Genomic DNA, 13,640 nt, shown 5'->3' with positions numbered 1-13,640 from the left:
CCATGGACGATTCCAGTAAACCCGCGCCCAACTGGTTCGAGCGCCTGCTCAACCGCTTTACCCACGAACCGGAAGACCGCGAAGAGCTGGTTTCCCAGCTGCATGCCGCCTTCGAGCGCAATGTGCTGGATGCCGAAGCGCTGTCGATGATCGAAGGCGTGCTGTCCTTCTCCGAGCGCACCGTGCGCGAGGTGATGGTGCAGCGCAGCCAGATGGACGTGATCCGCCTGTCCGAGCCGATGGAAAAGCTGCTGGCGCACGTGATCGAAGCCGGCCATTCGCGCTTCCCGGTGATCGGCGAGGACAAGGACGACGTGCAGGGCATCCTGCTGAGCAAGGACCTGCTGCGCTACTTCCTGACGCCCAACGATTTCGACCTGCAGAAGACGCTGCGCCCGGTGGTGTTCGTGCCGGAGAGCAAGCGCCTCGACGGCCTCTTGCGCGAGTTCCGCGCCACCAAGACGCACATGGCGATCGTGGTCGACGAATACGGCGGCGTGTCCGGGCTGATCACCATCGAGGACGTGCTGGAAGTGATCGTCGGCGACATCGACGACGAGCACGACCTGATCGAATCGGAAGACGACATCGTGCCGGTGCGCGGCGAACGCTACCGTGTGCTGGCCACCACCAGCATCGACGACTTCAACGACTTCTTCGAATGCGCGCTGCCGGACGACGAGGTCGACACCATCGGCGGCCTGGTCACCGCCAATCTCGGCTACGTGCCGGTACGCGGCGAAGGCCTGCAGCTGCAGGACTGGCATTTCACCGTGATCCGCGCCGACAGCCGCCGGCTGCAGGCGCTGCTGGTCGAGCGTCGTCCGCAGGCAGCACGCTAGATGCGCACCCTCGGCTATCCACTGCTGGCGCTGTCGGCCGGCGCCGCCACCGTGTTCGCCTTCGCCCCCTACCGCCTGTTCCTGCTAATGCCGCTGTTGCTGGCGCTGCTGCTGGAGCTGGTGCAACGTTGGCCGCAACGCGCCTTCCTGCTCGGCTACACCTGGGCGCTGGCCGCCTATACCAGCAATTTCTACTGGATCTACATCAGCCTGCACGACATCGGTGGCATGCCGGCGCCGATGGCCGGCGCCATGACCTTGCTGCTACCGGCCTGGCTCGCGCTGTTCCCGGCACTGGCCGTGTGGCTGGCCTGCCGCATCGGCACCAACAGCGCCAGCCGCTGGCTGCTGCTGTTCCCGGCACTGTGGACGCTGGGCGAGTGGCTGCGCAGCTGGATGCTGACCGGCTTCCCGTGGGGCGCCATCGGCTACAGCCAGATCACCGAAAGCCCGCTCGCCGGCCTGGCCGCCGTCACTGGCATCCACGGCGTGACCTATGCCGTGGCGCTGTCCGCCGCCATCCTCGTGCTGCTGCCGCGCTGGCGCCGCCTGCCGCAGCTGGCGCTGCTGGGTCTGGTCACCGCGCTGTGGGGCGGCGGGGCGTGGTTGCAGCAACAGCAGTGGACCCAAGCCAGCGGCAAGCCGCTGGCGGTGTCGCTGCTGCAGGGCAATATCCCGCAATCGCTGAAATGGGATCCGGCCACCTTCGAGCTGACGCTGAGCACCTACTACCGCATGGTGGCCAGCGCGCCGCCGTCCGACCTGCTGCTGCTGCCGGAAACCGCGCTGCCGGTGTTCCTCGACGACCTCCCCTCCGGCTACCTGACCATGATCAACGGTGACGCCAGCCGCCGCCAGGCGACGCTGATCACCGGCATTCCGCGCCGCACCGATGACGGCAGCGGCTATCTCAATGCCGTGGTGGCGCTGAACGATCCGGCACAGCCCTACTACGCCAAGAACCACCTGGTGCCGTTCGGCGAGTTCATCCCGCTGCCGGCGGTGACCGGCTGGATCTACCGCTTCATGGACATGCCGCTGTCCGGCTTCAGCCGCGGCGGCGACAGCCAGGCCCCGCTGGCGGTGGCCGACCAGCGCATCGCCTTCAACATCTGCTACGAGGACGGTTTCGGCGAGGAGCTGATCGGCCCCGCCGCCGGTGCCACCATGCTTGCCAACGTCAGCAACCTGGCCTGGTTCGGCAGCAGCAACGCGATGAGCCAGCAGCTGCAGCTATCGCAGGCGCGGGTACTGGAAACCGGGCGCCCGATGCTGCGCGCCACCAATACCGGCATGACCGCGGTGATCGATGCCAGCGGCGAGGTGCAGACCGTGGCGGCGCCGGACACGCGGCAGACGCTGACGGCACGGGTACAGGGCCGCAGCGGGCTGACGCCGTACATGCGCTACGGCAATGCGCCGGTATTGTGGGGCTGCCTGGCGCTGCTGCTGGCCGGCATCGCGCTGCACGGCTGGCAGCGTTACCGCCGCCAGTTACCGGCCGCGGCATGAACAAAGCCCGACGCACTGCGTCGGGCTTTTTTATTGCACACAAGGTTGGCCGCAAGCCTGCGGCCAACCTTGTCGTTTCGTCACACGTGGAAGCGCGACACCATCTGCCGCAGATTGCCGGTCAGGCCGTGCAACTCGCCGATGGCACCGGAGGTGTGACCAGCGGCCTCGGCGTTCTGTGCCGCCGCCTGCGCGATCTGCTCGACGTGGCGGGTGATCTCCTCGCTGGCGTGACCCTGCTCCGACAGCGCCTGCGAAATGTCATTCACCACCGCCACCACGCCGCCGGCGCTGTCACGGATCTGGCGGATCGACTCGCCGCCCTTCTCCGCCAGCGCCAGCCCGGATTTCACCCGCTCCACCGCCTCCTCCATATTGCTGCGCGATGCCTCGGAGCCGTTCTGGATCTCGCGGATCATCACCGCGATCTCCTGCGTCGCCTGGCCGGTGCGCTCCGACAGCTTGCGTACCTCGTCGGCGACCACGGCAAAGCCGCGGCCCAGCTCACCGGCCCGCGCCGCCTCGATCGCCGCGTTCAGTGCCAGCAGGTTGGTCTGGTCGGCGATGTCCTTGATCACCTGCATGATGGTGGAGATGGTCTGCGTCTTGCTGACCAGGTCGCCAATGGTCAGCGCCGCCTGATCCACCGATTCGTTGATGCGGTGCATCTCGTCCACCGCGCGCGAGATCACCTCGCCGCCGCTGTGCGACAGCTGGCCGGAGCTGGCCGATACCGCGTGCGCGTGGCTGGCCAGTTCGGAAATCTGCTTGATGCTGGCGGTCAGCTCCTCGATCGAGGCCGCCATGTCGCTGGCGGCGCGGCTTTGCTGCTCGGAACCGGTGGCCACCGCGGTGGCACTACCGGAAATATTGCCAGCCATGCCGGTCAGGCTGTGGCTGCTGTCGGCGATACCGCCGACCAGTTCGCGCAGGTGCTGCTGCATGTCGGCCACCGCCGCCAGCAGGCTGTCCTTGTCGCTGGCCGCCACCGGCACCGCGACATTGAGCTGGCCCTGGGCGATCTGGCGCACCACGTCGCGCGTCAGCGCCGGCTCGCCGCCCAGCTGCTGCATCACGCTGCGACGGGTCAGGTAGCCGATCACCACCACCAGCAACACCGCGGCAAAGATCTCGGCGAACAGCATCAGCGCCATATTGCGCAATGCCAGTGCCACGTCGTCCAGATAGATGCCGGTACCGACTACCCAACCCCACTTGCCGCTGGTGACAAGGTAGGACAGTTTCGGCTGCGGCTGGTCAAATCCCGGCTTGTCCCACACGTAGGACACGAAATTGCGGCCATTGCCATCGCGTACTGCCCGCTCGAACAGCTCACCCAGGTTGACGCCGGTCGGGTCCTTGATGGTCTTCAGATTGGTGCCGGCCAGCTGCGGCTTGGCACCGTGTGCCACCCACACCCAGGCAGGATCAAAGGCAAAGAAATACTCGCGCTCGTCGTAGCGCATGCCGTTGAGCACGGCGATCGCCTGCCGCTTGGCGTCGACCTCGGACAGCTTGCCGCTGGCGGCCATATCCTCGTAGCCCTTGACCACGGTGACCGCGCTCTCTACCAGGTTACGCACCCTGGCCTGACGGTCGGCGTACAGCGAGGCGCGCTCGAAATAGAGCGTGATACCGCCGATGACACAGAGCAATACTGCTACCAGTACCACCTGCAATTGCAAACGACGCCTCAATGACATAGTCCCGTTACTGCTCATCGCTACTCTCCTTGTCGTTTTATCTCGCCATTTATGTTGACGTGATTATTTATTATCACTTTACGTAAATCACCGCTATATAAATTGCCTTTTTTAAAGCATTTAACCAGAAAAAACCAGGCTTGGGCCGGACAAAACAGTGATCGAGGGTAATCCCTCTTCATGAGCTGGGTCACCCCATCACCGACAGCAACAAGCTGGTGGCCAGTCTTGCCGGGCAGCACGCGGAAGTGGTTTGCAGAGGGAGAAAGAAGAACACGCCATTCCAGACACACGAGCACGGGTCACCGAACGGCGATAGCATACAGAGGTGGAGATCTGGGCATGGACGTGACGGCGCACCATGCGAGGCCAGCCGTCCGAACAGACAAGCGGCGATAAACAAGGCCAAAATACCCGCGGACAAGCGTGCCATGGACATCCGGCGAAAAAAGACAATAAAAAAGCCGGCTTGCGCCGGCTTTTTTACGTTGAAACTGCTTATTCAGCGGCTTCTACTGCAACTGCTTCTTCTGCACGATCCACCAGTTCAACCAGTGCCATCGGAGCGTTGTCGCCCTGACGGAAGCCGTACTTCAGAATACGCACATAGCCACCGTTGCGGTTAGCAAAACGTGGGCCGAGTTCGTCAAACAGTTTTACAACCATTTCACGATCACGAGTGCGGTCAAAAGCCAGACGACGGTTGGCCAGCGATGGCTTCTTACCCAGGGTAATCAGCGGCTCGGCAACACGGCGCAGTTCTTTGGCCTTTGGCAGAGTAGTCACGATTACTTCGTGACGCAGCAACGAGTTAGCCATGTTGCGAAGCATCGCAAGACGGTGGCTGCTCGTACGGTTCAATTTACGATTACTGTTACGATGACGCATTTTAGTGTCCTTTTATCCCGACTTACGGCTTCTCGAGACCAGCCGGTGGCCAGTTCTCAAGTTTCATGCCAAGGGTCAGGCCTTTAGAAGCGAGAACTTCCTTGATCTCATTCAGAGACTTGCGACCAAGGTTCGGAGTCTTCAGCAGCTCGGTTTCCGTACGCTGAATGAGATCACCGATGTAGTAAATGTTCTCTGCCTTCAGACAGTTGGCGGAACGTACCGTAAGTTCGAGATCGTCAACCGGACGCAGCAAGATCGGATCGATCGGCGGCGCCTTTTCAACGATTTCCTCGACTGCGGTGCCTTGCAAGTCTGCAAAAATCGACAGCTGATCAACCAGGATGCGGGCAGCGATACGCACTGCTTCTTCCGGCTCGATCACGCCATTGGTCTCGATGTCCAGCACCAGACGGTCAAGGTCTGTGCGCTGCTCCACACGGGCGCTTTCAACATTGAAGCTGCAGCGGTTTACCGGGGAGAACGAAGCATCAAGCTGGATGGTGCCGATGGTACGGTTGTCATCATGGCTGATACGGGCGGAAACAGGCTGGTAGCCACGGCCCTTTTCAACTTTGACTTCCATATCAATCTTGCCGCCAACCGACAGGTTGCAGATGACGTGATCAGGGTTGATCACCTCAACATCGTGCGGCAATTCCAGATCACCAGCCAGGACAGGGCCTTCGCCTTCCTTTTTCAGGGAAAGAATGACACTGTCACGACCATGCAGTTTGAGTACTACACCCTTCAGGTTCAGAAGAATGTCAACGACATCCTCCCGAACACCGTCAAGAGCGGAATACTCATGCAAAACGCCAGCAATAGTAACTTCGGTCGGTGCGTAACCAGGCATCGACGAGAGCAGGATCCGGCGCAGGGCGTTACCCAGAGTATGGGCATAACCACGCTCGAACGGCTCCATCGACACACGGGCGTGTGTAGCCGAAACCGGCTGCACATCGATCAAACGCGGTTTCAGAAATTCCGAAGCGCTGTTTTGCATAGTCATTCCTTAAGAGCTAGCGATTACTTGGAGTAATATTCCACAACGAGCTGCTCGTTGATATCGCTAGACAGCTCGGAACGCTCAGGAGCAGTCTTGAAGACACCTTCCATCTTCTTGCTGTCAACAGCAACCCATGCAGGGAAGCCGATTTGCTCAGCCAGCGCCAAGCCTTCCTGAATACGCACTTGCTTCTTGGACTTTTCGCGAATAGCAACAACGTCGCCTGCTTTCACCTGGAAAGAAGGAATATTCACAATCTGACCATTCACAGTGATTGCCTTGTGGCTAACCAGCTGACGTGCTTCAGCACGGGTAGAACCAAAGCCCATGCGATAAACAACGTTGTCCAGACGGGCTTCAAGGATCTTCAGCAGGTTTTCACCGGTGGAGCCTTGACGACGAGCTGCTTCAGCAAAGTATTTACGGAATTGACGTTCCATAATGCCGTAAATACGACGAACTTTCTGCTTTTCACGCAGCTGCACACCATAGTCAGACAGACGGCCTTTTTTCGCGCCGTGCTGACCTGGAGGGGTATCAAGCTTACACTTGGAATCAAGTGCGCGACGGGCACTCTTCAGGAAGAGATCAGTCCCTTCGCGACGAGCAAGCTTACATTTTGGGCCAATATAACGTGCCATGTTCTCAGACTCTCCGGATTAGATACGACGTTTCTTGGGAGGGCGACATCCGTTGTGTGGTACCGGAGTCACGTCGGAGATGCTGGTAACTTTGAAGCCAAGGGCGTTCAGGGCACGCACGGAGGATTCACGACCAGGGCCAGGGCCCTTGATACGAACCTCAAGGTTCTTTACACCATATTCTTGGGCAACTTTACCAGCGTGCTCTGCAGCTACCTGAGCTGCAAACGGTGTACTTTTACGCGAGCCTTTAAAACCAGCACCGCCGGAGGTAGCCCAAGACAAAGCATTCCCTTGACGGTCAGTGATGGTGATGATGGTGTTATTAAAGGAAGCGTGAACGTGGACGATGCCATCGCTTACGCTTTTGCGTACCTTTTTGCGTACACGCACTGCTGTGTTTGCTTTAGCCATTATCTATGTTCCTTATTACTTCTTGCCGGCGATCGGCTTGCGCGGACCCTTACGGGTACGTGCATTCGTGCGGGTGCGCTGACCACGGCAAGGCAGACCGCGACGATGGCGGAAACCGCGATAAGAACCCATGTCCATCAAACGCTTGATGCTCATGGTGATTTCGCGACGCAGGTCACCTTCAACGGTGAACTTGCTGACTTCTACACGCAGAGATTCCATCTCGGCTTCGGTCAAATCCTTGAACTTCGAAGAAGGATTAACACTTGCGGAAGCGCAGATGAGCTTCGCACGAGTAGAACCGATGCCATAGATAGCCTGCAGGCCGATAACGGCATGCGCATGATTGGGGATGTTTACCCCTGCAATACGGGCCATTCTCTTTCCTTAAGCTTTACGAGCTTGAAAAGGTTGCGATTGTAACATACGAAAACCCGGCTAACAAATGTTAGCCTTGTTTTTGTTTGTGACGCGGATCAGTGCAGATCACTCGTACCACACGATTGCGGCGAATGATTTTGCAGTTACGGCAAATTTTCTTTACCGAAGGTTGTACACGCATTTCAGTTCCTTTCTATCTGAAAAGAGCAAGTGCGACTACTTCGCACGGAACACAATACGGGCACGGGACAAATCATAAGGTGTCATTTCGACTGTCACCTTATCTCCCGGCAGGATGCGGATGTAGTGCATCCGCATCTTTCCGGAAATATACCCGAGCACAATGTGTCCATTCTCGAGCTTGACCCTGAAAGTTGCGCTAGGCAAATTTTCCAGGATCTCGCCCTGCATCTGGATGGTATCTTCTTTAGCCATAAAACTGCTACCGTGACCGTCAGCGACCGGATGCGCCCTTGAAGTTGGCCTTCTTGAGCAATCCGTCATACTGGTGAGACAACACATAGGACTGAACCTGCGCCATGAAGTCCATTGTCACGACAACAATGATCAGCAGCGAAGTCCCGCCAAAGTAGAACGGTACATTCCACTTCAGGATCAGGAATTCCGGCAGCAAGCAAACCAGTGTGATGTAGATCGCACCAATAAGTGTTAGACGGAGAATGATTTTCTCAATATAACGCGACGTCTGCTCACCCGGACGGATGCCCGGAATGAACGCACCGCTTTTCTTCAGGTTATCTGCCGTTTCCTTGGGATTGAACACAAGGGCGGTGTAGAAGTAACAGAAGAAAACGATAGCAGCAGCATAGAGCAGAACATACAGCGGCTGACCAGGATGCAGCTTGTCTGCAACAGACTTCAGCACACCCAAGCCTTCGGTATTACCAAACCAGCCCAGTACGGTCGCCGGGAAAAGAATGATGCTGGATGCAAAAATCGGCGGGATGACCCCGGCCATATTCAGCTTCAGCGGCAGATGCGTCGACTGACCCTGCATCACACGGTTGCCAACCTGTCGTTTGGCGTAGTTGACCAGCACTTTACGTTGGCCGCGTTCAACGAACACCACCAGGTAAGTGACAGCAATCACACCTGCAAACAAGGCAATCGCCAGCAGGATCGACAAGGAGCCCTGGCTGGCCAGGGTCAGAGTCTTACCGATCGATCCGGGGATGCCAGCGGCGATACCCGAACAGATGATCAACGAAATACCATTTCCCAAACCACGTTCGGTAATCTGCTCGCCCAGCCACATGAGGAACATGGTGCCGGTGACCAGAGTCACCACTGTCGTTACATAAAACTCGGTCTGACCACTCAGTACCAGCTCCGGTTGCTTGAACAGCATGACAGCAATACCGAAACTCTGGAACGTAGCCAAAAAGAGCGTTGCATAACGCGTGTACTGAGTGATCTTGCGACGGCCAGCATCACCCTCCTTCTTCAACTGCTTCAGCGTTGGAACAATTTCTGAAGCAAGTTGAAGAATGATGGAGGCGGAGATGTACGGCATGATGCCCAGGGCAAACACCGAAAATCTCGACAGGGCACCGCCCGAAAACATGTTGAACATGTCAAGCAGGCCCGTCTGTGACGACTGGAACAACTTCGCTAGTTCTACCGGATTGATACCAGGCACCGGAACGTGGGCACCGATGCGGTAAACAATCAGCGCGCCGATCAAAAAGAAAATCCGCTGCTTGAGGTCACCAAACTTACTGGCATTACCAACTAGAGAAGCATTCGCCACGAGCTTTACCTTATTCTACGAAGCTACCACCAGCGGCTTCGATTGCAGCCTTGGCACCAGCGGTGGCAGCGATGCCACGCAGTTTAAGAGCACGCTCAACCTTGCCGGACAGGATGACTTTTGCACCCAGAGCTTGCGTCGGCACGATGCCGGCTTGCTTCAGGGACAACAGGTCGATCTCGTCAACCGGCATCAGCGCCAGTTCGGACAAGCGAACTTCGGCTACATCGCCAGCAGTCAGGGACTTGAAGCCACGCTTCGGCAGGCGACGTTGCAAAGGCATTTGACCGCCTTCGAAACCAACCTTGTGGAAGCCACCAGCACGGCTCTTCTGACCTTTGTGACCACGGCCAGCAGTCTTACCCAGACCGCTACCGATACCACGACCCACGCGACGCTTCGCGTGTTTGGCACCGGCTGCAGGCTTAATAGTATTCAGCAGCATATTAACCCTCGCTCTTAACCAGGTAGCTGATCTTGTTGATCATGCCACGGTTAGCAGGAGTATCAATCACTTCAACGACTTGGTTGATCTTCTTCAGACCCAGACCATTCGCGCAAGCTTTATGAGACTCGATGCGACCAATCAGACTCTTAACCAGAGTCACACGGATTTTTTTAACATCACTCATGATCCGCTCCCAGAATCTGAGCAACGGTCAGGCCACGTTTCGCAGCGATCTGCGAAGGAGTTGCCATTTTGCTCAAACCGTCAATCGTGGCGCGAACCACGTTGTACGGGTTGGTCGAGCCATGGATCTTGGCAGTAACGTTGTGTACGCCCAGTGCTTCGAATACAGCGCGCATAGGACCACCAGCTTTAACACCGGCACCCTCTTTAGCTGGCTGCATGAACACAGTGGTCGCACCGTGCTTGCCGACAACCGCATGATGGATGGTGCCGTTTTTCAGCGGAACCTTGATCATGTTGCGGCGAGCCTGCTCCATACCTTTTTGCACGGCAACCGGCACTTCTTTCGAACGCCCTTTGCCCATGCCAATACCACCGTCAGCATCGCCAACTACGGTCAGAGCCGAGAAGGCCATGATACGACCGCCCTTCACCACTTTGGTGACGCGGTTTACGCCGATCATCTTCTCGATCAGACCATCGCCACGATCTTCGATCTCGTGCTTAGCCATTCTTAACTCCGATTAGAATACAAGACCGTTTTCACGGGCTGCGTCAGCCAGGGCTTTGATACGGCCATGGTATTTGAAACCCGAACGATCGAAAGCAACTTGGTTGATACCAGCAGCCTTAGCTTTTTCAGCAATGTTCTTGCCAACAACCGCAGCAGCAGCGGTGTTGCCGCCATTGCTCAGGTCGGCACGCACGGCGGACTCCAGGGAGGAGGCGCTAGCCAGAACAACATTACCGGTTGCGTCAATTACTTGAGCATAGATATGGCTGTTAGTGCGATGAACGCACAGACGAGCCACCTTGAGCTCCGCAATACGGGCACGGGTTTTACGTGCGCGGCGGAGTCGAGTCTGTTTCTTGTCCATTTCAGGGCCTCAATTACTTCTTCTTGGTTTCTTTCAGAACCACAACCTCGTCGCTATAACGAACGCCCTTGCCCTTGTAAGGCTCTGGGGAACGGTAAGCACGAATCTCGGCTGCGACCTGGCCAACCAACTGCTTGTTGGCACCCTTGATCAAAATCTCGGTCTGAGTCGGAGTTTCACACTTGATGCCAGCTGGCATGGCGTGAACAACCGGGTGCGAGAAACCAAGGGACAGGTTGAGTGCTTCACCCTGGGCTTGAGCGCGGTAACCCACACCCACCAGGTTCAGCTTCTTCTCGAAACCCTTGCTAACACCAATGACCATGTTGTTCAGCAGAGCACGCAGGGTTCCGGACATGGAACGTGCGAACTTGCTGTCGTTCTTGGCGGCAAATTCGAGCTGGTTATCAACCAGCTTGACTTCAACATCAGCACACAGTGCTGTGCTCAAAGAGCCGAGAGCGCCTTTTACAGTCACTTCTTCAGCACCGAATTTCACTTCTACGCCAGCAGGGATGACTACCGGGTTTTTTGCTACGCGAGACATTCAACCCTCCGATTAGGCTACGACGCAGAGCAGTTCGCCGCCGATACCGGCTGCACGTGCTTTACGATCAGTCATCACACCACTTGAAGTCGAAACGATAGCGACGCCAAGACCGTTCATTACTTTAGGGATCTCGTTGGAGCCCTTGTAAACGCGCAGACCTGGGCGCGAAACGCGCTCGATCTTCTCGATTACCGGACGACCAACGTAGTACTTCAATTCGATTTCCAGAACCGGCTTTTTATCAGCATCGGTAACAGAAAAAGTCTCGATATAACCCTCTTCCTTCAACACCTGAGCAATGGCCACCTTCAGCTTGGAAGAAGGCATTGCAACAACGGCTTTAGCAGCACGTTGGGCGTTGCGGATACGAGTCAACATATCGGAGATAGGATCTTGCATGCTCATTCTGTATCTCCTATTACCAGCTGGCTTTAGTCACGCCCGGGATCTCGCCTTTCATAGCGAGTTCGCGCAGCTTGTTACGTGCCAGACCGAATTTACGGAATACACCGCGAGGGCGACCAGTCAGTGCGCAGCGACGACGCTGACGAACCGGGCTAGCATTACGCGGCAGGGTCTGCAGTTGCAGACGAGCAGCAAAACGCTCTTCTTCGGACAGGTTCTGGTTATTGATGGTAGCGAGGAGCGCTTCACGCTTGCCGGCGTACTTAGCCACGAGCTTAGCGCGCTTCTCTTCACGATTAATCAAAGCTAGAGTTGCCATGTGCTTAGCCCTTGAACGGGAATTTGAACGCAGCCAGCAAAGCGCGGGCTTCCTCATCGGTCTTTGCAGTGGTGGTGATGGTGATGTTCATACCACGCAAAGCGTCGATTTTGTCGTATTCGATTTCCGGGAAAATGATCTGCTCTTTAACGCCCATGTTGTAGTTACCACGGCCGTCGAAAGACTTGGCAGAAACGCCACGGAAGTCGCGTACGCGAGGCAGCGAGATCGTTACCAGACGATCCAGGAACTCGTACATGCGTTCACGACGCAGGGTCACTTTGCAACCAACCGGGTAGTGATCACGGATCTTGAAGCCCGCGATCGACTTACGTGCGGTAGTCACAACTGGCTTCTGACCGGCAATCTTTTCCAGGTCGGAAACAGCGTGATCCATAACTTTCTTGTCAGCTACAGCCTCGCCCACGCCCATGTTGAGAGTGATTTTCTCAATGCGCGGAACTTCCATCAGGGACTTGTAACCGAACTGTTTTACCAGCTCTGGTACAACAGTGTTTTTGTAAAAATCGTACAGACGTGCCATCTTCACCCCTTACGCGCCGATAACTTCGCCGGTGGATTTGAAGATACGCACCTTGCGGCCGTCCTCAAGCACCTTGAAGCCTACACGGTCAGCTTTCTGGCTGGCCGCATTGAAAATAGCGACGTTAGATACATCAATCGGCATAGTCTTTTCAACGATGCCACCAGCGACACCACGTACCGGATTAGGCTTCTGGTGTTTTTTCGCCAGGTTGATGCCTTCCACTACGACTTTGCCTTCCAGGACACGCAGAACGGAACCGCGCTTGCCCTTGTCTTTACCGGTGATTACTACGACTTCATCACCTTTACGAATTTTGCGCATCTGTGGTCTCCTTACAGCACTTCTGGCGCGAGCGAAACGATCTTCATGAAACGCTCGGTACGAAGCTCACGAGTCACCGGCCCGAAAATACGGGTACCGATAGGCTCCAGCTTGTTGTTCAGAAGAACTGCAGCGTTGCCATCAAACTTGATGAGCGAACCGTCAGGACGGCGAACGCCCTTGGCAGTACGCACGACAACAGCGTTGTAAACATCACCTTTTTTCACGCGACCGCGAGGTGCTGCATCCTTGATGCTCACCTTGATGATGTCGCCCACGCCAGCGTAGCGACGCTTGGAGCCGCCCAACACCTTGATGCACATAACGGAACGCGCACCAGTGTTGTCTGCAACATCCAAAATGGACTGCATTTGAATCATTTGATTACCTTTCTATCCAACTTAATTCCGTCACTTTCCTTCACCCTGAGAAAGATGAAAGAAACGCCACCTAAAGTAAGGTGGCGTATCCAACGGCCAGTCTTGGACCCCGTAAGGGATGACTTCGGCTGAACACCGAATCACACATTATACAGAGGGGCAAGCCCCTCTGCAAGCATCACACACAGATTAAACTGCGCGCTCTACCAGTGAGGTCACAACCCAAGTTTTCGTCCGGGAGAGTGGACGAGTTTCGCTGATCACAACGACGTCGCCAGTTTTGTACTGGTTGGTCTCGTCATGAGCGTGAAACTTTTTGGAGCGACGAACAATTTTACCGTAGATAGGGTGCTTAACTTTGCGCTCTACCAGAACAGTAACGGTCTTGTTCATCTTATCGCTGACTACTTTGCCGACCAGCGTGCGGACTACTTTAGTTTCGCTCATC

At 56.6% G+C, this 13,640-nt stretch carries 22 protein-coding genes; 2 read left to right on the top strand and 20 right to left on the bottom strand.

All coding sequences use genetic code 11. From position 1 onward, the window contains the following. Window positions 1–2: 2 nt before the first annotated feature. Complete coding sequence (locus tag PQU96_RS10275; protein WP_272772225.1) at window positions 3–842, top strand: CorC family transporter; 840 nt, start codon at window positions 3–5, stop codon at window positions 840–842. Then, window positions 843–2,354: an apolipoprotein N-acyltransferase gene (lnt, locus tag PQU96_RS10270; protein WP_272772224.1), complete on the top strand. Its 1,512-nt coding sequence runs from the start codon at window positions 843–845 to the stop codon at window positions 2,352–2,354. Between the two features lie 80 nt (window positions 2,355–2,434). Here lnt and PQU96_RS10265 read toward each other — a convergent pair whose 3' ends face one another. The 20 genes from PQU96_RS10265 to rpsQ form a co-directional block, all read right to left on the bottom strand. Further along, on the bottom strand, window positions 2,435–4,057 hold the full coding sequence (locus PQU96_RS10265; protein ID WP_272772223.1) for a methyl-accepting chemotaxis protein: 1,623 nt from the start codon (window positions 4,055–4,057) through the stop codon (window positions 2,435–2,437). Between the two features lie 498 nt (window positions 4,058–4,555). After that, window positions 4,556–4,945 (bottom strand): 50S ribosomal protein L17, encoded by a 390-nt coding sequence (gene rplQ / locus PQU96_RS10260; protein ID WP_047967686.1) that lies wholly within the window; start codon window positions 4,943–4,945, stop codon window positions 4,556–4,558. Between the two features lie 22 nt (window positions 4,946–4,967). After that, a complete protein-coding gene (locus tag PQU96_RS10255; protein ID WP_120809396.1) occupies window positions 4,968–5,951 on the bottom strand; it encodes a DNA-directed RNA polymerase subunit alpha in 984 nt (327 codons plus the stop codon). Between the two features lie 23 nt (window positions 5,952–5,974). Beyond that, on the bottom strand, window positions 5,975–6,595 hold the full coding sequence (gene rpsD, locus PQU96_RS10250; RefSeq protein WP_189354308.1) for a 30S ribosomal protein S4: 621 nt from the start codon (window positions 6,593–6,595) through the stop codon (window positions 5,975–5,977). A gap of 18 nt (window positions 6,596–6,613) precedes the next feature. Beyond that, a complete protein-coding gene (rpsK, locus tag PQU96_RS10245) occupies window positions 6,614–7,009 on the bottom strand; it encodes a 30S ribosomal protein S11 (RefSeq protein WP_017507353.1) in 396 nt (131 codons plus the stop codon). A gap of 15 nt (window positions 7,010–7,024) precedes the next feature. Next, on the bottom strand, window positions 7,025–7,387 hold the full coding sequence (rpsM, locus tag PQU96_RS10240) for a 30S ribosomal protein S13 (protein ID WP_272772222.1): 363 nt from the start codon (window positions 7,385–7,387) through the stop codon (window positions 7,025–7,027). Window positions 7,388–7,457: 70 nt separating this feature from the next. Next, on the bottom strand, window positions 7,458–7,571 hold the full coding sequence (rpmJ, locus tag PQU96_RS10235) for a 50S ribosomal protein L36 (protein WP_011137711.1): 114 nt from the start codon (window positions 7,569–7,571) through the stop codon (window positions 7,458–7,460). Between the two features lie 35 nt (window positions 7,572–7,606). After that, window positions 7,607–7,825, bottom strand: a complete 219-nt coding sequence (gene infA, locus PQU96_RS10230; protein ID WP_189375503.1) for a translation initiation factor IF-1 — start codon at window positions 7,823–7,825, stop codon at window positions 7,607–7,609. 19 nt (window positions 7,826–7,844) lie between these two features. Next, window positions 7,845–9,161: a preprotein translocase subunit SecY gene (secY, locus tag PQU96_RS10225; protein ID WP_272766799.1), complete on the bottom strand. Its 1,317-nt coding sequence runs from the start codon at window positions 9,159–9,161 to the stop codon at window positions 7,845–7,847. Window positions 9,162–9,171: 10 nt separating this feature from the next. After that, window positions 9,172–9,606, bottom strand: a complete 435-nt coding sequence (gene rplO, locus PQU96_RS10220) for a 50S ribosomal protein L15 (protein WP_047967692.1) — start codon at window positions 9,604–9,606, stop codon at window positions 9,172–9,174. Between the two features lies 1 nt (window position 9,607). Further along, the gene (rpmD, locus tag PQU96_RS10215) at window positions 9,608–9,793 is read right to left on the bottom strand and encodes a 50S ribosomal protein L30 (RefSeq protein WP_047967693.1); all 186 of its coding nucleotides are present in this window, start codon (window positions 9,791–9,793) and stop codon (window positions 9,608–9,610) included. Further along, the gene (gene rpsE, locus PQU96_RS10210) at window positions 9,786–10,304 is read right to left on the bottom strand and encodes a 30S ribosomal protein S5 (protein WP_047967694.1); all 519 of its coding nucleotides are present in this window, start codon (window positions 10,302–10,304) and stop codon (window positions 9,786–9,788) included. The genes rpmD and rpsE overlap by 8 nt, the downstream gene beginning before the upstream one ends. A 12-nt stretch (window positions 10,305–10,316) precedes the next feature. Next, on the bottom strand, window positions 10,317–10,670 hold the full coding sequence (gene rplR / locus PQU96_RS10205) for a 50S ribosomal protein L18 (RefSeq protein WP_047967695.1): 354 nt from the start codon (window positions 10,668–10,670) through the stop codon (window positions 10,317–10,319). A 13-nt stretch (window positions 10,671–10,683) separates the two neighbouring features. Continuing rightward, entirely contained in the window at window positions 10,684–11,217 is a 534-nt protein-coding gene (gene rplF / locus PQU96_RS10200; protein ID WP_272772221.1) for a 50S ribosomal protein L6, read from the bottom strand. Window positions 11,218–11,229: 12 nt separating this feature from the next. Continuing rightward, window positions 11,230–11,625, bottom strand: a complete 396-nt coding sequence (gene rpsH, locus PQU96_RS10195; RefSeq protein ID WP_047967697.1) for a 30S ribosomal protein S8 — start codon at window positions 11,623–11,625, stop codon at window positions 11,230–11,232. Window positions 11,626–11,638: 13 nt separating this feature from the next. Next, window positions 11,639–11,944 (bottom strand): 30S ribosomal protein S14, encoded by a 306-nt coding sequence (gene rpsN / locus PQU96_RS10190; RefSeq protein WP_189354322.1) that lies wholly within the window; start codon window positions 11,942–11,944, stop codon window positions 11,639–11,641. Window positions 11,945–11,948: 4 nt separating this feature from the next. Next, complete coding sequence (rplE, locus tag PQU96_RS10185) at window positions 11,949–12,488, bottom strand: 50S ribosomal protein L5 (protein ID WP_047967711.1); 540 nt, start codon at window positions 12,486–12,488, stop codon at window positions 11,949–11,951. 9 nt (window positions 12,489–12,497) lie between these two features. Next, window positions 12,498–12,812 (bottom strand): 50S ribosomal protein L24, encoded by a 315-nt coding sequence (gene rplX, locus PQU96_RS10180; protein ID WP_189375509.1) that lies wholly within the window; start codon window positions 12,810–12,812, stop codon window positions 12,498–12,500. Between the two features lie 11 nt (window positions 12,813–12,823). After that, on the bottom strand, window positions 12,824–13,192 hold the full coding sequence (gene rplN / locus PQU96_RS10175) for a 50S ribosomal protein L14 (RefSeq protein ID WP_047967699.1): 369 nt from the start codon (window positions 13,190–13,192) through the stop codon (window positions 12,824–12,826). Between the two features lie 189 nt (window positions 13,193–13,381). Then, window positions 13,382–13,639 carry a 30S ribosomal protein S17 gene (gene rpsQ / locus PQU96_RS10170; protein WP_189375511.1) on the bottom strand — a complete coding sequence of 86 codons (258 nt, stop codon included), beginning with the start codon at window positions 13,637–13,639 and terminating at the stop codon, window positions 13,382–13,384. Window position 13,640 lies beyond the last annotated feature (1 nt).

It is taken from the genome of Vogesella margarita, from assembly GCF_028548475.1.
GTDB classification, from domain to species: Bacteria; Pseudomonadota; Gammaproteobacteria; order Burkholderiales; family Chromobacteriaceae; genus Vogesella; species Vogesella margarita.
This window is presented reverse-complemented; position numbering and strand designations above follow the sequence as displayed.